This window comes from Christiangramia fulva, from assembly GCF_003024155.1.
In the GTDB taxonomy this organism is placed as follows: domain Bacteria; phylum Bacteroidota; class Bacteroidia; order Flavobacteriales; family Flavobacteriaceae; genus Christiangramia; species Christiangramia fulva.
On record NZ_CP028136.1, the window covers coordinates 1,475,595 to 1,495,555 of the forward strand.

21 protein-coding genes are annotated in these 19,961 nt (G+C 39.7%); 8 read left to right on the plus strand and 13 right to left on the minus strand.

Features of this window, described 5'->3' with window-relative positions; translation table 11 throughout:
* The first annotated feature begins 120 nt into the window (after positions 1 to 120).
* Positions 121 to 588 carry a CBS domain-containing protein gene (locus tag C7S20_RS06805; RefSeq protein WP_107011781.1) on the plus strand — a complete coding sequence of 156 codons (468 nt, stop codon included), beginning with the start codon at positions 121 to 123 and terminating at the stop codon, positions 586 to 588.
* Between the two features lie 235 nt (positions 589 to 823).
* Here C7S20_RS06805 and C7S20_RS06810 read toward each other — a convergent pair whose 3' ends face one another.
* From C7S20_RS06810 to C7S20_RS06825, 4 genes are all read right to left on the minus strand, one after another.
* Entirely contained in the window at positions 824 to 1,171 is a 348-nt protein-coding gene (locus C7S20_RS06810; protein WP_107011782.1) for a DUF2116 family Zn-ribbon domain-containing protein, read from the minus strand.
* A gap of 101 nt (positions 1,172 to 1,272) precedes the next feature.
* A complete protein-coding gene (locus C7S20_RS06815) occupies positions 1,273 to 1,584 on the minus strand; it encodes an antibiotic biosynthesis monooxygenase family protein (RefSeq protein WP_107011783.1) in 312 nt (103 codons plus the stop codon).
* Positions 1,581 to 2,201 carry a class I SAM-dependent methyltransferase gene (locus C7S20_RS06820; RefSeq protein WP_107011784.1) on the minus strand — a complete coding sequence of 207 codons (621 nt, stop codon included), beginning with the start codon at positions 2,199 to 2,201 and terminating at the stop codon, positions 1,581 to 1,583. The genes C7S20_RS06815 and C7S20_RS06820 overlap by 4 nt, the downstream gene beginning before the upstream one ends.
* Positions 2,202 to 2,714: a PepSY domain-containing protein gene (locus C7S20_RS06825; RefSeq protein WP_107011785.1), complete on the minus strand. Its 513-nt coding sequence runs from the start codon at positions 2,712 to 2,714 to the stop codon at positions 2,202 to 2,204.
* 226 nt (positions 2,715 to 2,940) lie between these two features.
* Here C7S20_RS06825 and C7S20_RS06830 point away from each other — a divergent pair, with 226 nt between their 5' ends.
* A complete protein-coding gene (locus tag C7S20_RS06830; RefSeq protein WP_107011786.1) occupies positions 2,941 to 3,276 on the plus strand; it encodes a single-stranded DNA-binding protein in 336 nt (111 codons plus the stop codon).
* Between the two features lies 1 nt (position 3,277).
* Here C7S20_RS06830 and C7S20_RS06835 read toward each other — a convergent pair whose 3' ends face one another.
* On the minus strand, positions 3,278 to 4,180 hold the full coding sequence (locus C7S20_RS06835; protein WP_107011787.1) for a histone deacetylase family protein: 903 nt from the start codon (positions 4,178 to 4,180) through the stop codon (positions 3,278 to 3,280).
* Between the two features lie 48 nt (positions 4,181 to 4,228).
* Positions 4,229 to 6,304 carry a methionine--tRNA ligase gene (gene metG, locus C7S20_RS06840; protein ID WP_107014124.1) on the minus strand — a complete coding sequence of 692 codons (2,076 nt, stop codon included), beginning with the start codon at positions 6,302 to 6,304 and terminating at the stop codon, positions 4,229 to 4,231.
* A 124-nt stretch (positions 6,305 to 6,428) separates the two neighbouring features.
* Between metG and C7S20_RS06845 the strand changes: the two genes are divergently transcribed.
* The 5 genes from C7S20_RS06845 (at position 6,429) to C7S20_RS06865 (ending at position 10,095) form a co-directional block, all read left to right on the plus strand.
* A complete protein-coding gene (locus tag C7S20_RS06845; protein WP_107011788.1) occupies positions 6,429 to 7,010 on the plus strand; it encodes a hypothetical protein in 582 nt (193 codons plus the stop codon).
* Positions 7,011 to 7,012: 2 nt separating this feature from the next.
* Positions 7,013 to 7,372: a YraN family protein gene (locus tag C7S20_RS06850; protein WP_107011789.1), complete on the plus strand. Its 360-nt coding sequence runs from the start codon at positions 7,013 to 7,015 to the stop codon at positions 7,370 to 7,372.
* 58 nt (positions 7,373 to 7,430) lie between these two features.
* Positions 7,431 to 8,054: an ABC transporter ATP-binding protein gene (locus C7S20_RS06855; RefSeq protein ID WP_107011790.1), complete on the plus strand. Its 624-nt coding sequence runs from the start codon at positions 7,431 to 7,433 to the stop codon at positions 8,052 to 8,054.
* Between the two features lie 3 nt (positions 8,055 to 8,057).
* Entirely contained in the window at positions 8,058 to 8,852 is a 795-nt protein-coding gene (locus C7S20_RS06860; protein ID WP_107011791.1) for an ABC transporter permease, read from the plus strand.
* A 331-nt stretch (positions 8,853 to 9,183) separates the two neighbouring features.
* Complete coding sequence (locus tag C7S20_RS06865) at positions 9,184 to 10,095, plus strand: hypothetical protein (RefSeq protein WP_107011792.1); 912 nt, start codon at positions 9,184 to 9,186, stop codon at positions 10,093 to 10,095.
* Between the two features lie 159 nt (positions 10,096 to 10,254).
* On the opposite strand, the gene C7S20_RS06870 is transcribed toward C7S20_RS06865, so the two are convergent.
* The 4 genes from C7S20_RS06870 to C7S20_RS06885 all read right to left on the minus strand — a co-directional run bounded on the left by C7S20_RS06870 (position 10,255) and on the right by C7S20_RS06885 (position 16,382).
* Entirely contained in the window at positions 10,255 to 12,321 is a 2,067-nt protein-coding gene (locus tag C7S20_RS06870) for a M13 family metallopeptidase (RefSeq protein ID WP_107011793.1), read from the minus strand.
* 63 nt (positions 12,322 to 12,384) lie between these two features.
* Positions 12,385 to 15,207 carry a S9 family peptidase gene (locus C7S20_RS06875; RefSeq protein ID WP_107011794.1) on the minus strand — a complete coding sequence of 941 codons (2,823 nt, stop codon included), beginning with the start codon at positions 15,205 to 15,207 and terminating at the stop codon, positions 12,385 to 12,387.
* A gap of 39 nt (positions 15,208 to 15,246) precedes the next feature.
* Entirely contained in the window at positions 15,247 to 15,777 is a 531-nt protein-coding gene (locus tag C7S20_RS06880) for a nuclear transport factor 2 family protein (RefSeq protein ID WP_107011795.1), read from the minus strand.
* Between the two features lie 41 nt (positions 15,778 to 15,818).
* Entirely contained in the window at positions 15,819 to 16,382 is a 564-nt protein-coding gene (locus C7S20_RS06885; protein WP_107011796.1) for a hypothetical protein, read from the minus strand.
* A gap of 149 nt (positions 16,383 to 16,531) precedes the next feature.
* On the opposite strand from C7S20_RS06885, the gene C7S20_RS06890 reads away from it, so the two are divergent.
* A complete protein-coding gene (locus C7S20_RS06890; protein ID WP_107011797.1) occupies positions 16,532 to 17,491 on the plus strand; it encodes an NAD-dependent epimerase/dehydratase family protein in 960 nt (319 codons plus the stop codon).
* Between the two features lie 63 nt (positions 17,492 to 17,554).
* Here the strand turns inward: C7S20_RS06890 and C7S20_RS06895 are convergent, their stop codons facing one another.
* From C7S20_RS06895 to C7S20_RS06905, 3 genes are all read right to left on the minus strand, one after another.
* Positions 17,555 to 17,749: a cold-shock protein gene (locus C7S20_RS06895; protein WP_107011798.1), complete on the minus strand. Its 195-nt coding sequence runs from the start codon at positions 17,747 to 17,749 to the stop codon at positions 17,555 to 17,557.
* Positions 17,750 to 17,841: 92 nt separating this feature from the next.
* A complete protein-coding gene (locus C7S20_RS06900) occupies positions 17,842 to 18,081 on the minus strand; it encodes a hypothetical protein (protein ID WP_107011799.1) in 240 nt (79 codons plus the stop codon).
* Between the two features lie 41 nt (positions 18,082 to 18,122).
* The gene (locus C7S20_RS06905) at positions 18,123 to 19,913 is read right to left on the minus strand and encodes a chloride channel protein (RefSeq protein ID WP_107011800.1); all 1,791 of its coding nucleotides are present in this window, start codon (positions 19,911 to 19,913) and stop codon (positions 18,123 to 18,125) included.
* Positions 19,914 to 19,961 lie beyond the last annotated feature (48 nt).

Consider the following 19,961-nt stretch of genomic DNA (forward strand, 5'->3'; position numbering starts at 1 on the left):
ATTTGATTGAAACTAATTAAAGGTAATCAAGTTTTTATTATTCTTCAAAATTCGCTTTAAAAGAAGTATTTTTCTAAAATTCATTATATTTAAGTAATTACTAATCAAAAACTTAATAAAATGGGGATAAAAAGTTTTATGGGACGACGGGCTGCACCCCCGAAGCCGAAGAGCACACCAATGCTTGTAAAAGATTATATGAGTAAGAAACTCATTACTTTCAGAGAGAAAGAAAATATCATGGATGCCATGGATAAGCTCATTAAAAACGGTATTTCCGGCGGTTGTGTAGTCAATGAAAAAAATGAACTGCTTGGGATTATTTCTGAAGGAGATTGTATCAAACAAATTTCAGATAGCCGTTATTATAATATGCCTATGAGCGACCAAACCGTTGCTAAACGCATGAATTGCAATGTGGAAACCATCGATGGGAATATGAATGTATTTGACGCCGCGAAGAAATTTATTGAACTTAAATTTCGCCGGTTCCCCATAGTGGAAGACGGAAAACTCGTAGGGCAGATTAGTCAGCGTGATGTTCTGCGGGCCGCGTTAAAACTTAAAGGTCATACCTGGCAATATTAGTTTTATTTTTTTCTAAGCTCGTTTTGCAGCATGGCTATCTCATCTAAAAATTTAAAAAGCTCATTGGCTTTAAGGCTTTATTTTGCCTTTTTTGAGCATTCCAACTACAAGCATTGGCTACTTGAAAAGACTACTCCCGGTTTACTGTGAAAAAGGATTAATTTCCTCATTTTCTACGGAAAATCAGGTTTTTAAAAAGGATGAACTTATATACGTAAAACTACAAATTGGCTGATCACTTTCTTCTCACCAGCGCATAAAAATCGTTTTCCAGTGGAAGGTAACCCTGGTCATAGATAAAGAAATACTGTGCCCCGGCTTTCGTGGTGTAAATACTGGTAAAATATTCAAAATTAAAACCTTTGGTAAGCAGTTTGCTTCGGGAGACCGAAGTTTTCCCATCGGGATTTAATTCCTCAAGAATTCTGTGATTTCTGCGAAGGAGATTATTTACATTTCGTATGAGATTACTGGTGTCTTTATTGGCTTTGTTATGATAGGCATTTCGGCAGTAATCACTGCAGAATTTTTTATCGGTTCGTCCGCGAATCACCTCGCCACATTCCAGGCAATGTTTTTCCATATTTTAAAGATAAATAAAATTAAAATATAGGATACTGAAAATTAGTGCTTAAGAAGAAATAGTAGTGGAAAGGAAGTTTTTTAAACTGCAAAGAAAAAAGTTTAGAAATGATAATCTCTTTCAACTTTGGCGATGCGAACGCTGTATTTTTCATACCATTCCTTTTTTCCCAGTTCCTGTGCAATTAAATGTTCTGAATTTTCCTTCCAGTTTTTAATACTTTCCAGGTCTTCCCAGTAGGAAACACTGATGCCAATTTCCTGCCGTGCCGATTCAAAACCAAGATATCCTGGCTGTTCTTTTGCCAGTTTTTCCATTTTTTCGGCCATTTCCGCGTAAGCTTTTGAATCATCTTTTTTCAGGGAAGTAAAGATTACTGCATAATAAGGTGGTTCTGGAGTTTTTTCGATCATGTTTTTAAAAATAAGAAACTGATGAGTCTAGGTGTTTCGGCACCGTCATCGAAGCCTTCCTCCATTTTTTCAAATTTGAATCCAGCAGAAGTAGCGCTTTTTGTGAAATCTGAAATATGATGGGTAAAAGTTTCCAATTCGGTGCGGCCTTCGGCAGTATCAAATCTTGCTTTGGTGCCATTATATTGTTTATAAGGATGCAATTCAGAAATAAAAAGATAACCACCTGATTTCAATTTTTTAAAAGCTTCAGAAAACTGAAAATCCAGATCCTCAATATGTTCCAGCACAAGGTTGAAAGTGACCAGATTTACCGAAGAATCGGCTACCGGCCAGGTCTTGGTAATATCGGCATCAATAAAATGAACGTTTTTATCAGGAAATTTTTTCCGGGCGATCTTCAGCATTTCTTCGGAAAAATCAATGCCGGTAAGCTGATCAGCGTTTTGGGCTAAAAACCCTGTGTTCTTTCCTGTGCCGCAGCCAATTTCGAGAACTTCCGAAAACTGAATTTTGGAGAGCATTTTTTCGGTCATCAGTTTGTCCAGATCCCTCGTTTTATTCTTATTCGAATCATACTGGGAAGACCAAAGATTATATGCCGACTTTACGCTCATCTACACAAATAAAAGGATAAGTAACAAAACAATTCCGCCTACCGAAAACCAGAGCCCTTTTTTAAACACTTTGGTTGAAGGCACAAACATCCAGAAAGCCGAAACCACGAAAAACAAGAGGGAGAGTCCGAAGAATATATTGAAATAGAACAATGGCTGTCGCGTATTTGCCTTATGTAATTTTGTAAAACTGGAAAGAACCGCCGGCAGTTGTTTCACCTGGTAGGTTGCAATTCCGGTTGAGCGGTCGAGCACTCCCTCTTTAAAAAAAGATTTTGTTCCTTCGGTTCTATCGATTTTAAAATTTTTGATCCGCAGTGTTTGACCGAGCTGCTGTTCATTTAATCCTTCCGGGACCTTTTTCTGAACGGTTTTCTCCACTAAAAAAGTTTCGGTGGTGCGAAAGATCATGACAATTCCGCTAATCGCGTACATGGCCATGATTCCGGCGAGGAAAAATCCGAGGTAGCGGTGATAGGTCCTAAAATTATTGCGGGTTTTACGTTTATTCATTTCTTATAAGTTGAAGATGCTAAAAATAATCTAATACTTTGATTCCTTCCAGCCCGAAAGGTTTAAATCTTGCGAGGTATTTATTCGTTTACAAACGCTTACAAACGCTTACAAACGCAAATAAACGTAAGCAAATATTTTTCAGACGATTACAGAATGATTGCTGTCGCACATTTGTCTCGTTGAAATGAACTAATGATTTTCGACTGCAATAAATTCTATAGTTATGAGCACTTTAAGAAACACAGTACAGTTAATTGGTCACGTAGGTAATGATCCAGAAATCGTAAATCTTGAATCGGGTAAAAAGCTTGCCAAATTTTCGGTGGCCACCAATGAAAATTATCGCAATGCCAAAGGAGAAAAGATCACCGATACGCAGTGGCATAATATCGTGGCCTGGGGTAAGACCGCCGAGCTGGTTGAGAATTATGTTCCCAAGGGAAAAGAAGTAGGGATCGAGGGCAAGCTTACCACCCGAAGCTACGAAGATAAAGATGGGAATAAACGCTATATAACCGAAGTGGTTTGCAATGAGCTGCTGCTTTTGGGAAGTAAGTAAACTAAAAATAAATTTCCTGGGCCAGTCGGTAAGTATTGGCGTGTGCTTCTATGATAAGTTTGATATCTTTTGAATAGCCGCCTCCCATACTGCATTCCACCGGGATATTAAGGTCGCGACAGGTTTGGAGAACGAACCTGTCGCGTTCTTTACATCCGGAAATACTACAGGCAAGGCGACCGAGTTTATCGGTTTCAAGAATGTCAACACCGCTGAGGTAAAAGATAAAATCGGGTTTAGTTTCTTCGATAAGCTGCGGAAGTATTTCCTTTAACTTTGAAAGATAGTTTTCATCACCAGTACCGTCTTCGAGCTCGATATCAAGATCAGACCTTTCCTTTTTAAAGGGATAGTTTCCTTTCCCATGCATGGAAAAAGTGAAGACCGAAGGATCATTCTGAAAGATCTCGGCCGTCCCGTTTCCCTGGTGCACATCCAGGTCGACGATCAGGATCTTTTTTGCCAGTCCTGTATTCTGAAGATATCTCGACCCGATCGCCTGATCGTTTAAAAGACAAAAAGCCTCGGCTCGATTGGTATAAGCGTGATGAGTGCCGCCGGCGATGTTCATGGCAATTCCGTTTTTCAGAGCAAATTCACTGGCTTTAATGGTGCCATCGGCAATGATAAGCTCCCGCTCAACCAGTCCCTGCGATAAGGGAAAACCAGATTTTCTGATCTCCTTTTTATCAAGTTTGAGATCTTTTAGCCTTCTTACATATTCAGGATCGTGAACGGCAAGTATATATTTCTCTTCAGGAAAATCTGGTTGAAAAAAATTCTCTTGGGTACAGGTGCCTTCATGTAGCAACTGTTGGGGGAGAAGTTCATATTTTTCCATCGGGAAACGATGACCTTCAGGAAGCGGATGCTTGTAAATGGGATGATAGGCAATCTTCAGCATTAGAAGAGGTAGAACCTTACAGGTTTTCAAAACCTTTAAGGTTTGCTTTTAATTTATGGTTGTTCCGTTTTTGACACCATCCTCATCGGGATTCACAAAAACCAGTTTACCTTCGGCGTTTTCGGTCATCAGGATCATACCTTCACTTTCCACTCCGCGAAGTTTTCTTGGAGCGAGATTGACCAGAACGGTTACCTTTTTTCCTACTATATCTTCTGGTTTAAAATGTTCGGCGATACCAGAAACCACTGTTCTTTTATCTAATCCCGTGTCCACTGTGAGTACCATTAGTTTTTTTGTTTTTGGCATTTTCGTGGCCTCTATAATAGTTCCTACTCTAAGATCCATTTTGGTGAAATCATCAAAAGTTGCCGTATCTTTTTGAGGTTCTGCCTGCGCGTTTTCCATTTCGTTCGCGGTTTTGGTAGCTTGTAATTTATCAAGTTGTTTCTGAATCTGGTCTTCATCGATTTTGCTGAACAGCAATTCGCCTTTTCCTATCTGATGACCGGCAGGAATCAATGCTTCTTTACTCTCGATGAGATCCCATGCGGGAATATCAGAAACTTCAATTTCGGCCTGGTTCAGCATCTGTTTAAGTTTATCTGAAGTGAAAGGTAAAAAAGGTTCACTCAAAGTTCCCAGAGCTGAAGCGATCTGCAGGGCCACATACATAATCGTTTTCACCCGCTCTTCATCTGTTTTAATCAGCTTCCAGGGTTCTTCGTCGGCGAGGTATTTATTTCCAAGGCGTGCAAGGTTCATTAACTCTCCCTGTGCCTCCCGAAATCGGTATTTTTCTATGGAACTGGCGATCACTGCGGGATAGGCTTTCAGCTCGGTAATGGTTTTTTCATCAACTTCAGAAAAGGCTCCGGGTTCCGGAACCAATCCGTTGTAATATTTGTTGGTTAGCACCACGACGCGATTGATAAAATTTCCGAAGATCGCTACCAGCTCATTATTATTTCTGGCCTGGAAATCTTTCCAGGTAAAATCGTTGTCTTTGGTCTCAGGAGCATTTGCCGTAAGCACATATCTTAATACATCCTGTTGTCCGGGAAAATCTTCCAGGTATTCATGCAGCCATACCGCCCAGTTTTTAGAGGTGGAAAGTTTTTTGCCTTCCAGATTTAAAAATTCATTCGCAGGGACATTTTCGGGAAGAATAAAATCGCCATGCGCCTTCAGCATCACTGGGAAAATAATGCAGTGAAAGACGATATTGTCTTTTCCTATAAAATGGATCAACCGCGTGTCTTTATCTTTCCAGTAGGGTTCCCAATCTTTATTTTCCCTTTCAGCCCATTCTTTGGTAGATGAAATATAGCCTATGGGCGCATCAAACCAGACGTAGAGTACCTTCCCTTCCGCGCCTTCAACAGGAACGGGTATTCCCCAGTCCAGATCGCGGGTCACTGCACGTGCGCGAAGACCGTCGTCTATCCAGCTTTTTACCTGTCCGTAAACATTACTTTTCCAGTCGTTTTTATGGCCTTCCAGGATCCATTCTTTCAGCCAGTTTTCATATTGATCTAAAGGTAAAAACCAGTGGCGGGTTTCTTTAAGAGTAGGAGTAGCGCCGGTAATTGCCGATTTCGGATTGATAAGATCGGTTGCGTTCAATGAAGATCCACATTTTTCACACTGGTCGCCATAGGCCTCTTCATTTCCGCATTTAGGGCAGGTTCCTATTACAAAACGGTCTGCAAGAAACTGTCCTGCTTCCTCATCGTATAATTGCTTGGTAGTTTCTTCGATGAATTTTCCGTCATCATACATTTTTTTAAAAAATGCAGAAGCGGTATCGTGGTGTGTTTTTCCCGAGGTACGTGAATAATTATCAAATTGTATCCCGAATTCGGCAAAAGATTTTTTTATGATCGCATGGTATTTATCCACCACATCCTGCGGGGTAACACCTTCCTTTTTTGCTTTGATGGTAATAGGCACTCCGTGCTCGTCACTTCCGCAAACAAAAGCAACATCATGGCCCTGCATTCTTAAAAAACGCGAGTAAATATCGGCAGGTACATAAACACCGGCTAAATGACCAATATGAATAGGCCCGTTGGTGTAGGGCAAAGCAGCTGTTATCGTATATCTCTGAGGATTTTTATCCATTCTTCTATCTCTGTTTTTAAGCGGCGTAAAGTTAAGGAAAGCCATTCGAATACGCGTTAAATTCTTGCAAAAGGGAGTTTATGCCAAAAATTACTTCCTACTTTTATCTGAAATCCATTCAAGTATGAAAAAGGTAATCGCTCTTTTGGCAATTGTGGCGCTGGCTGCCTGTAATTCTTCAAAAAAAGCAAGTTTTGAAGAGGCTAAAAAATTTAGTGTGGAGAATCTTGGCGAAATGAACAATTCCCAGATCAAAGAGTTTTACCCTGACGCGAATATTGAAGAGGGCACCGATATGATGGAAGAGGGAACACTCGAACTTGCCTATACGGTTCTGTATCCTGATACCCCTGATGAACTTTTGATAACCTGGCAGAGTCCCGAAAAAACAAATATTAAAAGAATCCATTTTTCAGAAGATGGAAGGTGGACGACCGACAGTGGAGTTAAAATTGGAACCACTTACGAACGGTTAAACAAAATGAATGGAAAGACTATTTCTTTTTATGGCTTTGGATGGGATTATAGCGGAGCTGTGGATTGGAACGGTGGAAAACTGGAAAAAAGCGGACTTCATGTTTTCCTGGCTCCCAATGCCGGGAATGTTCAGGATTATTATGGCGACCATATTATTAAAGCCACGCCTGAAGAAATAAAAAATCTTGACCTCAAAGTGGCTTCCATTATGCTGGACTATTCAAACTGATCATGGCTGAACACAACAAACTTGGTAAGAAAGGAGAAGATCTGGCAGTTGAATATCTGCGGCTGAAAGAATATGAAATACTCGAACGAAATTATCGCTATCAAAGGGCAGAGGTAGATATCATCGCCAAAAGGGATCATACTTTAATAGCGGCTGAAGTAAAAACCAGGAGTACTCCCGAATTTGGAGATCCTCAGGAATTTGTGAAACCAAAGCAAATTCAGCAGCTGGTTAAAGCTGTAAATCATTACGTGGAAGAAAATGAACTCGATGTTGACGTGAGATTTGACATCCTTGCCATTGTGAAGAATAAGGCCGGCACTCGTATTGAGCATATCCAGGATGCTTTTTTATATTTCTGAGGAACGGTTAAAGCATTAATTTAACGGCTTAAATTCACAATAGAAGAATTTTCTTTACATGAGGCTCAGGATCGAAAATATCTCATTTTCTTATGGCAAAGATATGCCCGTTATCAGCCATTTTTCAATGGAAGGGAAAATGGGGGATCGCATTGCAATTAGAGGGGAATCAGGATCGGGAAAAACGACCATTATCAGGCTTTTACTGGGTTTTGAAAGACCAACAAAGGGTGAAATTTTTATAAATGATAAAAAAAGAACCTTCGTTCAGCTTAAATTTCTAAGGCAAAATAGTTGTTGGCTTCCTCAGGATCTTGATCTTGGCCAGGGAAAACTGAAAGAAGTTTTCTGTTATCCTTTTCAGTTTAAAAATAATCCTCCCTGTCCTGAAGAGCAGAAAATATTCTCAATCTTCGAAAGGCTGGGACTTCCGAAGAAAATATGGAGCGAGAACTTCGAAAATTTATCGACCGGACAGCGGCAGAGGGTAGGAATTGCCCTTTGCTATTTACTCGATAAACCACTCATTTTTCTTGATGAACCCACTTCGGCCCTTGATGAGCAATCGAAGAAAAAGGTTTCAGAACTTCTTTTTGAGGATCAAGAAAAGATGATTATTTCTACCTCGCATGATCAATGGTGGATCGATCGCTGTTCAAAAATAATAGATCTGGATACTTAAATTATGGAGATCATAGATATTTCATGGTGGCGATTAGGCCTTGCATTTACGGTGCTTATTGTGCCGGGAGCTATCCTGTGGAAATACAAAACCGGGCTTCCTGGTAAAATGGGCGTGGCGACCCTGCGCATGACCCTACAACTTTTATTTGTAGGTTATTATCTTGAATACCTCTTTAAATTTGACAATGTTTGGATAAATTTGGGTTGGATCGTGGTGATGATAATAGTATCCGATTTTGCTACTATTGATCGCAGTGAACTGCGCATCACTCCAAAACTGTTAGTGTCTATTTTTGGGGCGACTTTTTTAGGGATTGCCCTTATAGATTTATTTTTCCTGAGGCTGATCATCCGGCTACCGGAAATTTTATCGGCTCAATATGCCATTCCCATTACAGGGATGGTACTGGGCAATTGTCTAAGAAGCAATGTGATTGGGATCAATACTTTTTATTATTCCCTGATAGACCACCGAGAACGCTATCGGTTTTATTTAGCAAACGGTGCCAGTAGGAAAGAAGCTTTATTTCCTTTTTTTAAAGATGCACTTAAAAAATCTGCTAATCCTACACTTGCAAGTATGGCCACCATCGGGCTGGTCTCTTTACCGGGCATGATGACCGGGCAGATCTTAAGCGGTAGTTCTCCCCTGATTGCAATTAAATACCAGATAATGATCATGCTGGCAATCTTTTCAGGGACGATCCTTTCAGTATATTTAGGGATAAAATTTTCAAATTATCTGGTATTTGAGCCAGGTGATAAGCTGGATGAATCAATATTAAAAGAAAAATAACCACAGGAAATTCAAGGGAAGAAATCTGGAATTATTGAATTTTATTTTCCGGTTGGCAGGTAATTCATCGAAAAAATGAAACCGTATAACCGTTATTATTTTGGTAGTGAATAAATAGGGAATGCTTTTCCCCAATATTGATAATCCTCAATAACAAATTTCTTATTGCTTAAAAAAGCTACCTACATTTTCTTACATTATTTTTATGCGCTGACTTACTTTTCCTTCCTTTTAATCGTTTTTTTCGTATCGATGTCGAATACTGATTTACAGTGTTTTACAGATCATTTTTTTAAATAGATTTGTTTTTCAATTCTAAAAAATTAAAAAGATGAAAAAAATTTATTTACTCCCATTGATCTTATTTATGGGAGCATGCTCAACCGATGAGCAGGGCGGCGAAGGGGAATTAAAAACTCTTGATTATACTGTAGAAATACAGGGGTGTGAGAATTTTACATCAAATTTTGGAACAAGCGGAACATTGGAAGTCACTAACGACGATACCAATATTTATGTTACTGTACTGGCTAATTCGCCAAAGACTATTAGCCAGATTAGGTTAGGTGTATTTACAGACGGCGGCCTGGCTGGATTAACAGGAACCGCAATAAATAATATGGCAAAATATGATTATGATCCTTCGGTAGCCTTAAAGACATATACTTATCCTATTTACCATACTGATGGTAATGGTAATTTTATTGAGAATTATCCAGATGGGAAAATAAATATTTTAGCCCGTGCTACTATAGATGGTAGTGCTATTTGGGTAACCGGAACTCAATTTGGAACCGGTGGAGGACAAGGTTACTACTACGTTTATAACATTCAGGAATGTCAACTTGAAGATACTTCTACCTGTGAGTCAGCTTACGCCTATTATGCCAATTATAGTATTCCCTTAAACGATGTTTATACCACGCCAAAAAACTGGGGCTGGTATGAAGAACTTGACTTTGGATCAGCTACTTCATATACGATGGATGTCTACGTAGGTGCAGGTCAAAATGATATTACTAAAGGTACTAAGGTAGGAACCGTAACCCTGACTTTGAGCGATTCTAAAATAGTAGAAGCTTCCTTCAATCTAATTTCCGGATATAGTATGGGTAGTTATGAAATTTTTTCAGCTGATCAGCTTCCCATCACAAGACCTGGCCCTGGACAGTATACTAATAGCGGGGATGTTGATGCAGATGGAAAAATTAGCGTAATTCTGCACGCAACCATTTGCTGGTAAAAAGATTTGAGTATTAATTAAAAAGAGGCTTTTTTTAGCCTCTTTTTTTATTGTAAAACAAATAAAATTGAAAATAAATTCCTGCTAAGTTCTTTAACTTTTGGTCATCAAAAAAAGCCGGTTTTTAGCCGGCCTTTATTCTTTAAAAATTCTGTTTCCTTACCAGATTCTTACTCTTTTTTCTGGTTTTACATACATTGAATCTCCTTCTTCTATTAAGAATGCATCATACCATGCATCCACATTCTGAAGTGGCACATAAGCCCTGTACTGCCCCGGAGAGTGAGGATCAGTCTTAATTTTATTCTTAAGAGCTTCGTCTCTCATTTTGGTTCTCCAAACTGTAGCCCAGGAAAGGAAGAACCGCTGTTCGGGAGTAAATCCGTCGATCTTACCTGGATTTCCATGCTCCTTCAAATGAAGCTGCAGGCCATCATAAGCGGCATTCACACCTCCAAGATCACCAATGTTTTCACCAAGAGTGAATTTACCGTTGATATAAACGCTGTCAAGCACCTCGATAGCGCTGTATTGGTCGGCTAATTCGCTGCCTAATTTCTCGAATTGCTTCAGGTCTTCCTCGGTCCACCAGTTGTTCAGGTTTCCTTCGGCATCAAAACGAGCTCCGCTATCATCAAATCCATGAGAGATCTCATGACCGATCACGGCTCCAATTCCGCCATAGTTTACAGCGGCATCAGCCTTATAATCGTAGAAGGGAGGCTGAAGAATAGCTGCGGGAAAAACGATCTCGTTGAAACTTGGATTATAGTAGGCGTTTACCGTTTGAGGATTCATTCCCCATTCGGTTTTATCTACAGGCTCTCCAAGGTCTGAAAGATTATCGGCAACCCTCCATTTTTGCGCATTCAGAGCATTTTGAAAATAGGAGCCTCCTTCTTGAGGGTTTTTAAATACAAGCTCACTGTAATCTTCCCATTTGTCAGGATAACCTACCTTAACAGTAATACTGTGGAGTTTATTCAATGCCTTTTTCTTGGTATCTTCACTCATCCAGCTGAGGTTCTGGATTCTTGTGTCATAAGCCTTTATAATATTGTCAATCATTTCCTTAGCCTTTTCTTTAGCTTCGGCGGGGAAATACTCATCAACATATAATTTTCCAAGAGCTTCACCAATCATACCGTTTACCGATGCAAGCGCTCTTTCATCAAGAGGTCTTTGTTCCTGGGCACCGCGAAGTGTTTTATCATAAAATTCCCAGTTCTTTCTTTCCAGTTCTGTGGTAAGCGTTGGAGCGGCATCATTGAAAAGATTCCATTTTAAATAAGTTTTCCAATCTTCAACCGATTTTTGAGCGATGATATCCTGAAGCGCTTTCATGTATTGCGGCTGAGACACGATAATAGAGTCAAGATCTTTCGCGCCTATACCATCGAAATAAGCATTCCACTTAAAGGCGGGAACCATATTTTGAAGTTTACTCACCGGCATCGGATTATACGTCTTTCTGGCATCACGACGTTCTACTTTGTCTAGGCGAGGTTTTGCCAGGCCGGTTTCAAAAGCTAGAATGTTTTCGGCGGCTTTCGCAGCTTCTTCTTCAGAATAATCTAAATACTGAAGCATATCTGTAATATAAGCCTTGTATTTCTCTCTTTTATCTTTTGAATCAGCGTCGTCTTTCACGTAATAATCCCTGTCTGGCAACCCAAGTCCTGAAGGATAGAGGTAAGCGACGTTCATATTGCTATTTTTCTTATCAGCACTTACGCCAAAAGTGAAAAATCCGGCACTGCCATATTCGCTCATGTCTATAAGGAATTGCTGAAGATCTTCTTTATTCTTAATTTCATCGATCTTCGCGAGGTAAGATTTCACAGGCTCAATACCCTGTTTGTTTCGGCTTACCGTGTCCATTATGGTTTTATAAAGTTTGACGGCCTTGGCCTCGTCGCTTCCTTCCGCGATACTATCGCTGGAGGCGGCTTCCTTCAAAAGAGAAAGGCTTTCTTCGTCGGTACGCTGGCGAAGCTCATCGAAACTTCCCCAACGGGTACGGTCACTGGGAATTTCGGTTGAATCGAGCCAGGCTCCGTTTACATAACGGAAAAAATTATCCTTCGGACTCACGGTAGTGTCCATATAGGCTGTATTTATTCCATGAACTTCTTCTTTTTCTGCTTTCTTTTCGTCATTGTCACAGGCTGTAAAAAGACCGGTGGCAAAAACTGATAAAAGAAGCAAACTGCTTATTTTTTTCATATAAATTAAAGTGTTTTGAAAATTTGATTCGCTAAAATATTAAAAGAACGGAAATATAAAAGATTAATTTCCTTCAAGATCGTACTGAAGATCCTTGCCTTTCATAATGGCAGGCACACCTTCAGTCATCCAAACCGGCGCAGGTTCTTCTTTAAGGAAATGATCAAAAAACTGCATCATTCTTATGGAAAGATCCTGTCTATTCTTTATTTTCCTCAGATTATGAGCCTCGTCGTTATAAATCAGTAGCCAAACGGGTTTGTTGAGCCTTCTCATCCCCATGAACATTTCAATTCCCTGGTAATAAGGCACAGCGCCATCGGCATCATTATGCATGATAAGCAATGGTGTTTGGATATCGGGAATACCGAATAAAGGGGAATTTTCCAGATAAAGATCGAGGCCTTCCCATAAATTTTTCCCTATACGGCTTTGAGTATGTTCATATTGGAAAGCACGGCTAAGCCCGCTTCCCCAACGAATTCCGCCGTAAGCCGATGTCATATTGCTAACCGGTGCTCCTGCCATCGCAGCGGCAAATTTATCTTTTGTTCGGGTAACCAGATAAGCTACCTGGTAACCTCCCCAGCTTTGACCCTGGATTCCCATATGTTCTGGATCTATATACCCCAATTTCTGTACCGCATCAACACCCGAGACAATGCAATTGTAGGCACTTTCTCCCGGATGTCCTTCTTTATAGACAATATCTGGCACGAAAACTACATAGCCATTGCTTACCAGGTAAGACATGTTTACAATAGACCTGCTGGGTTGTGGCGCGTAATAATTATTAAGATTGTCACTTTTTCTTTCGTAGAAATAGGTGATCATAGGGTACTTTTTATTGGGGTCAAAACCTTCTGGTTTGTAGATTATTCCTTCCAATTTCGTACCATCATAGGCTTTCCATGAAAATAATTCAGAAGTTCCCCATTTGAAATCTTTTTGCTGCGGATTGACATCGGTGAGTTTTACAGATTTCCCGTCTTCATATAAATAAAGATCGGGATAGGTTTGAAAATCCTCTTTCTTGTAAAGAAAACTTTCTCCATCTTCAGCAAGTGTAAACCCACTTAGCAACATTCCTTGAGGATCGAGAAGCTTTTTCATTTTTTCATTTCTCAGTTTCAGCAGAAAAAGCTTATCGGTCCTGTCATTTTTATCAAAAGCGGTGACGAGCAGATCGCCGTCAAAATAAGATGCCAGATTTTGATGCTCCCGGTCAAGACGAAGACTGCGGTACCTTATATTATTTTCTCTTCCGTTATTAGTGATATTTTCAGGAGCCTCTTTACCGGATGGGTCTAATTTCCAAATATCGAATTGATCAAAAACCAGGGCTTCGCCATTTTCGGTATACCCGCCAAAACCGTAGTCCCCGGCGGGCGCAGGAATATCATTCTCAACATCCTGAAATGGAACCTGCACATTGGTGGTTAGATTCGTTTTAGTGTTGTTTTCAAGATCAAGAGAATACCAATCCTGGGTTTCAAGGTCAAAATAAACGGCATATTTTCCATCAGGAGAAAGGTAAGGTCGGGCAGCCGATTCTTTTAAAGCCAGGCGTTTTTCCCCGGTTCTGGTATCGACAATATAAAAATCGCGTGCCCATGGATATTTCCACGATCGCGAAACCTCATAGGGTGAGGCGGTGTAGCCCAGAATGTAGCGTTGTTCAGCGTCACCATCGAGATCTACATATTCCAGATCTTTATTATGAAGGGCAACCACTTGATTATTATCGGTATTCAGATAAGAAAGGTAAGCCTTGTTCTTAAGTTCTTCTAAATTGACCTTTTGTTCGGGCTGAATAAGTTTGTCTTTATAAGTCCAAACATCCACATCGGGAATTTCCTCTTTTAGCATGGAGGTATCAATATCGAAATCCCTTTTCGGGCGTGAATAAAAATAAAGCCGTTCGCCATGTTCCGAGAAAAATGGCGCCTGAGCTTCACTTACGATCCAGTTTTCTTTTAGATTCCTGCCAAGGGTATCGGTAATTTGCTTCAATTTTCCTTCTTTTTTATAAAAAAGCTCAAATTGAAGGCTGTCTGTCGCTGTGGAATCTCTAGCCGAAAGATAAGCAAACTGTTTTCCGTCATTGCTAACCGCAAGTTTATCATATGCGAAACGTCCGGTATCGATCATTTTGCTTTTCATTCCTGAAAGTTCATATTCGTATACCCCCAGATCTCCTTTTTTATCACCTCGTGTTTTTGAAAAAAACAATGCCGGCTCATTATTGGCCAGTTTGTATTCTTTTATTTGAAAAATAGTATCGACGGCACCCGATTTCAGATTGTAAACCAGGGCATAATTGCCTTCTAAAGCCAGGGTTTTATTTATTATTTTAAGACTGTCGATTTTTGGCGCCGGTTTGGAAGCAGTATCCCGGGCTTTTTTCTCCTTTAGATCTTTCAGTTTTTCAACAATTACCCATCCTGAATATTCCGAAGGGATCTCGTAATTTTTTACCCGTTGAATACTGTCGCTTAAACTGTTTTTCTTCACATCATAGATAAAAAAGGCGTCTTTAGATTGTTCCTCCTCTTTCACCTCTTTTTTCTTTTCCTGTCGAAGGCGTGCATAATCGGGTTTTCTTAGGAAAAACACATAATTGCCATCTGGAGATATACTTGCTTTATAAGCATTATGGAATTTCCTGCTGCTGCCGGTTTTGATGTTCATGATCTTCAAATAACCATCGCCACGGCCGGTGGTAGTGGTAACCACGCTTACTACGAGATCACCGTCTTTAGCTATTTCAGCATTTTCAATATTTTTCCAAAGATCATAATCTTCATGTGAAAGTGGACGTTTTTGTTGAGATTGTGCCGGAAAATTAAATGTAAGTAATAGAAGAAGGGCAACAAAATATTTCATGTTGTGTAAGAATTTTAAAAAATGGAAATGGGTATTGGTCTAATTATTATGAAGTTTTGCAAGAAGGTTTTTATCAAAATCTTTCTTGATTAGAGTAACCTGTTGAACATTATCATTGGGAATGGTGAGAGATAAAACATAATGCTGGACCTTCCACTGGCCATCTATTTTTTCCATAATACCCGAGCCACGGCAAATTCCCATATGGGTATCTAATAATTCATCAAACCAGGCAATTCTTCTATGATTGGCAAGATAAATATGACGTTCAACTGGAGTAAGATTCCAGGCCTGGCCTGAATCAAAATAGGGTTTTGAAAAAGTCTTGAATTCCTCAAGATTCCATAGTTCAGTGGGATCTGTGCCTATAAAAACGGCATCGTCTGTCATGAGTGCAAAATATCCTTTAAAATCGGCATTCGCTGCCGCTTTATGCCAATTATCAAGGCTGGAATTGATTTGTTTTTTTGCCGCACGTATATTCTCTTCAGTCATCTTAACCTGTGCATTAATCGTATTGAGGCTAAAAATTCCAATAAGAAAAAAAGCCAGTAGAAGAGATCTTTTCATGCGAAAGAAGTTTTTTTCAAGGTACGATTTTTAAGGCTTTTTTAAAAGCTTGTTTTTAGTCTGTCGGGCAGGGAATCTTTTTCTCTTTCTTCCAACTCATCCAGTTCTTTTTCAAAATCTTCCAAGGTTTTTCTGAAGATCTCATTCATCTGTAATTTCAGGTTATTGAATTCTTCATAGAGATCTGAAGCTGTGTGGGCAATAACTTTAGGATCAGGTTCTCTTTTATGGGAATACTGGTCGAGTAGTTGTGCCTTTGTGTTCACGACATTTAATCGGGCTTTAACCGGAATAGACTGGAGGCTGTCGGGAACCGAAATCTGAAGGGACTGCATGATCTGCGAAATGGCCTTCGAGTTATCTATGACATCTTCGACCGTAGAATTTTCTAATTTATCTATTTCATTCTGGGCAGCTATAAATTCAACCCATTGCAGAGCATATTTCCGTGCTTCGGGCTCGAGGGAAATTGGTTTTTCTGGAGTTTTAATTTTTGCTTGAAACCGGGTGGTGTCTTTTTTTGTTGTAGAAGCATCTTCTTGCTGTTGTTGATTTTTGCAGGAAAGAACTCCTATTGCCAAAAGTATGTAAAGCCAGTATCGCATATTTTCGAAGTTGTCACAAAGTTATTCATATTTATTGATTTAAATACTGAAGCCAATGCTTGAAAAATTCTAAAAAATACACCGTTAAGAAAAGCTAATTTTGCGAATTCCTCTATAGAAATAAATATATTTGCATAAAAATATAATTCATGTCGGGAAGGATTTTGATCATTGGTGCCTGCGGACAAATTGGTACCGAGCTTACACTTAAACTTCGGGAAATTTATGGCGAGGATAAAGTGATCGCCAGTGACATTCGTGAAGGAGCAGAAGAACTGATGCAGTCAGGAACTTTTATAAAAGCCGATGCGAAAAATAAAGAACAGCTGGAAAACATCATCAGGGAAAATCAGATAAAAGATGTGTACCTCATGGCGGCGATGCTCAGTGCCACGGCAGAAAAGGCACCTATGCAAGCCTGGGATCTCAATATGAACTCCCTTTTTCATGTTCTCAATTTTGCCAAAGAAGGTTTGATCAATAAAATATTCTGGCCATCAAGTATCGCGGTATTTGGTCCCAGTACGCCCAAAGATGCTACTCCCCAAACCACCGTCATGGAGCCAACAACAGTGTATGGTATTAGTAAATTAACGGGTGAAAGATGGTGTGAATACTACTACAATAAATTTGGGGTTGATGTGCGAAGCATACGGTATCCTGGTATAATTAGTTATAAAACGCTCCCCGGTGGAGGAACTACAGACTATGCCATAGATATTTTCCATGAAGCCGTTAAAACCCGAAAATATACCAGTTTTCTTGCCAAAGATGCTGCTTTACCCATGATGTTTATGGATGATGCCATTAAAGCAACCATTGAAATTATGCAGGCCCCTGAAGAAAACATACATATACGTTCCAGTTATAACCTCGCCGCGATAAGTTTTACTCCTGAAATTCTTGCAGGAGAAATCAAAAAGCATTTTTCCGATTTTGAAATTAATTACGATCCCGATTTCCGGCAAAAAATTGCCGAAAGCTGGCCATCAAGTATCGATGATTCGGCTGCGAGAAAAGACTGGGGATGGCAGCATGACTATGATCTTGAGAAAATGACCGATATCATGATCGAAGGTGTGGAGCACAGGCTTCAGGAGAAGGCCTGACAACATTAATAAAGAAAAGCCGCTTTTTAGCGGCTTTTACAATTCAATCAGAAAAAAATTATATTATTCGATCACGCGTACTTCTGTAGCGTTCACTCCTTTTCTTCCTTCTGTTTCTTCGTATTCTACTCTATCACCTTCCTGAATAGTTTCACCATTCAAACCGGTAACGTGTACGAAAATGTCTCTTTTGGTGTCGTCGTTGGTAATGAATCCATAACCTTTTGATTCATTAAAAAATTTAACTGTGCCTTGCATAAAAAAATAATAATTAATAATGCACAAACATACAGGAATAATTGATAGAAACAACTGAAAACCAGTTTTTTTTAAGAAAATTTTAGAGCTTTTTATTCGATGCCGCGGTCTCTCATTTTTTCCATATTCTCCTGAGAAAGAGTATAATCTTTTAATCGTTTACCTTTCCATCGCACATACAGGAAGATTGGCATAAGTATAAAAGAACTTACCAGGACCGAAATTCCAATGATACGATCGCCGGTAAGTTCATTACCGCTTAAGCGGAAATAAAAACCTACTCCAATCGCTATTAAAATAGAGATGCCAAGAATTTTCATGAATAATTTCATTATTTTAAAGTTTTGAACCGCCAGAGATCTTTCTCAGGGGATTAAACAGTAACTTCTATTAATTTTTTCCGATAGGCCGTGAGCAACTTCGATTTTGAAATAAAGCCCACATATTTTTCTTCCTTGATAACGGGCAGGTTCCAGGCATCGCTTTTCTGAAACTTGTTCATGATCTGTTTCATCCCGTCTTTATCAATATCGATGATTTCAGGCGCGCGCTGCATAATGTCACTAACCTTCACCTCGTCATACATTTTCTGGTCGAACATGATAGGCCTGATATCATCCAACAGTATGATTCCCATGAAGTTACGATTTTTGTCAATTACGGGAAAAATATTTCGGGAAGATTTTATCACGCCTTTATGTATCACATCCCTAAGGGTCATATTGATTTCCAGTGGAATAAAATTTTTCTCAATGACCTGAGATATATTCATCAGGGTGAGAATAGTATGATCTTTATTGTGAGTAAGCAGGTCACCTCTTTGCGCCAGATCAAGAGTATATACCGAATGAGGCTGAAACCTGGTAGTGATCATAAAAGAAATGGCAGCGGTGATCATAAGCGGGATAAAAAGTTCATAGCCGTGGGTAAGTTCGGCTATTAAAAAGATTGCCGTTAAAGGCGCCTGTAAAACACCGGCCATTAATCCTGCCATTCCTACAAGGGTAAAATTACTTACTGAAATAGGGTGTCTTAAAAGTCCGCTATGATTAAGGATCAATGCAAAGCAATGTCCCATAGAACTTCCCATGAACATTACTGGGGCGAATATACCTCCAACACCTCCCGCACTAAAAGTGATGGAAGTTGCAACGATCTTAAAGAGGACCAGGCCGGCCAAAAGTGCGACCACAACCCATATATTTTCCAGATACGCATTAAAAAGGTTGGTTCCCAGAGCATTCATATAGTTCTCATGTAGCAAATTGTTTACCACACTATATCCTTCACCGTACAAAGGAGGGATAAAGTAGATCAAAACCCCTAAAATAAGACCTGCCACAAGCATCCTCGCAAAAGGCGAACTTATGCGCTTCATTATTTTGGTTGAGCTGAAATATACTTTTGTGAAATAAAGGGAACAACCTGAGGCTAATATTCCAAGCAGAATGTAATAGGGGACTTCAGAAATTTGAAAAGAATCTTTCAGTTCAAAAGGCAGTATACTCTGCGTTCCGAAGAAAAAATAAGAGGTAATAATTGCTGAAACCGAAGCCAGAAGCAATGGCAAAAGCGATGATAGGGTAAGATCCAGGCTGAAAACTTCAATAGCGAAAATAATTGCCGCGATGGGTGCTTTGAAGATCGACGACATGGCACCGGCAGCAGCACATCCTATTAATAGTGTTCGCGTAGCCTGATTCATAAGGAACAGCCGTGAAATATTTGAACCCAGGGAAGCTCCCGTCGCAACGGTAGGTCCTTCCAGTCCAACCGATCCTCCAAAACCCACGGTGATTGGTGCAGTGATCACAGATGCATACATCTGGAATCTTTTCATGATACCTTTTTGCCGTGAAATAGCATACAGAGTTGTGGGTATGCCGTGCCCAACATTGCGTTTCAAAACAAACTTAATGATCAGGTAAACGATCAGTAAGCCTATTACGGGGAAGATAAAATAAAAGGCATCGTGGTATTTGATGATAAATTCGCTTTCCAGCAAATGCTGGATAAGATGGGTAAGGTTTTTAATAATTACAGCGAATAAGCCGGCTACAAAACCAATTACCGCGCTCAACATCATCAGGAATTGCTGATGAGTCAGGTTCTTTGATTTCCAGGTAAGAAACCTGTGAAGCAAAGATTTATTAAAATTCGACACTTTTGTAGAATTAAGTTTGTTGCTAAAAAATCCCGCTACAGGCGGGAA

Excerpts from the sequence above, each read along its gene's own strand:
- C7S20_RS06870 (WP_107011793.1), bottom strand. The coding sequence starts at position 12,321 with ATGAAAAAAATAAGCAGTTTGCTTCTTTTATCAGTTTTTGCCACCGGT.
- C7S20_RS06835 (WP_107011787.1), bottom strand. The coding sequence starts at position 4,180 with ATGCTGAAGATTGCCTATCATCCCATTTACAAGCATCCGCTTCCTGAA.
- C7S20_RS06825 (WP_107011785.1), bottom strand. The coding sequence starts at position 2,714 with ATGAATAAACGTAAAACCCGCAATAATTTTAGGACCTATCACCGCTAC.
- C7S20_RS06815 (WP_107011783.1), bottom strand. The coding sequence starts at position 1,584 with ATGATCGAAAAAACTCCAGAACCACCTTATTATGCAGTAATCTTTACT.
- metG (WP_107014124.1), bottom strand. The coding sequence starts at position 6,304 with ATGGATAAAAATCCTCAGAGATATACGATAACAGCTGCTTTGCCCTAC.
- C7S20_RS06885 (WP_107011796.1), bottom strand. The coding sequence starts at position 16,382 with ATGCGATACTGGCTTTACATACTTTTGGCAATAGGAGTTCTTTCCTGC.
- C7S20_RS06810 (WP_107011782.1), bottom strand. The coding sequence starts at position 1,171 with ATGGAAAAACATTGCCTGGAATGTGGCGAGGTGATTCGCGGACGAACC.
- C7S20_RS06850 (WP_107011789.1), top strand. The coding sequence starts at position 7,013 with ATGGCTGAACACAACAAACTTGGTAAGAAAGGAGAAGATCTGGCAGTT.
- C7S20_RS06875 (WP_107011794.1), bottom strand. The coding sequence starts at position 15,207 with ATGAAATATTTTGTTGCCCTTCTTCTATTACTTACATTTAATTTTCCG.
- C7S20_RS06855 (WP_107011790.1), top strand. The coding sequence starts at position 7,431 with ATGAGGCTCAGGATCGAAAATATCTCATTTTCTTATGGCAAAGATATG.
- C7S20_RS06865 (WP_107011792.1), top strand. The coding sequence starts at position 9,184 with ATGAAAAAAATTTATTTACTCCCATTGATCTTATTTATGGGAGCATGC.
- C7S20_RS06830 (WP_107011786.1), top strand. The coding sequence starts at position 2,941 with ATGAGCACTTTAAGAAACACAGTACAGTTAATTGGTCACGTAGGTAAT.
- C7S20_RS06880 (WP_107011795.1), bottom strand. The coding sequence starts at position 15,777 with ATGAAAAGATCTCTTCTACTGGCTTTTTTTCTTATTGGAATTTTTAGC.
- C7S20_RS06860 (WP_107011791.1), top strand. The coding sequence starts at position 8,058 with ATGGAGATCATAGATATTTCATGGTGGCGATTAGGCCTTGCATTTACG.
- C7S20_RS06890 (WP_107011797.1), top strand. The coding sequence starts at position 16,532 with ATGTCGGGAAGGATTTTGATCATTGGTGCCTGCGGACAAATTGGTACC.
- C7S20_RS06820 (WP_107011784.1), bottom strand. The coding sequence starts at position 2,201 with ATGAGCGTAAAGTCGGCATATAATCTTTGGTCTTCCCAGTATGATTCG.
- C7S20_RS06900 (WP_107011799.1), bottom strand. The coding sequence starts at position 18,081 with ATGAAATTATTCATGAAAATTCTTGGCATCTCTATTTTAATAGCGATT.
- C7S20_RS06845 (WP_107011788.1), top strand. The coding sequence starts at position 6,429 with ATGAAAAAGGTAATCGCTCTTTTGGCAATTGTGGCGCTGGCTGCCTGT.
- C7S20_RS06895 (WP_107011798.1), bottom strand. The coding sequence starts at position 17,749 with ATGCAAGGCACAGTTAAATTTTTTAATGAATCAAAAGGTTATGGATTC.
- C7S20_RS06805 (WP_107011781.1), top strand. The coding sequence starts at position 121 with ATGGGGATAAAAAGTTTTATGGGACGACGGGCTGCACCCCCGAAGCCG.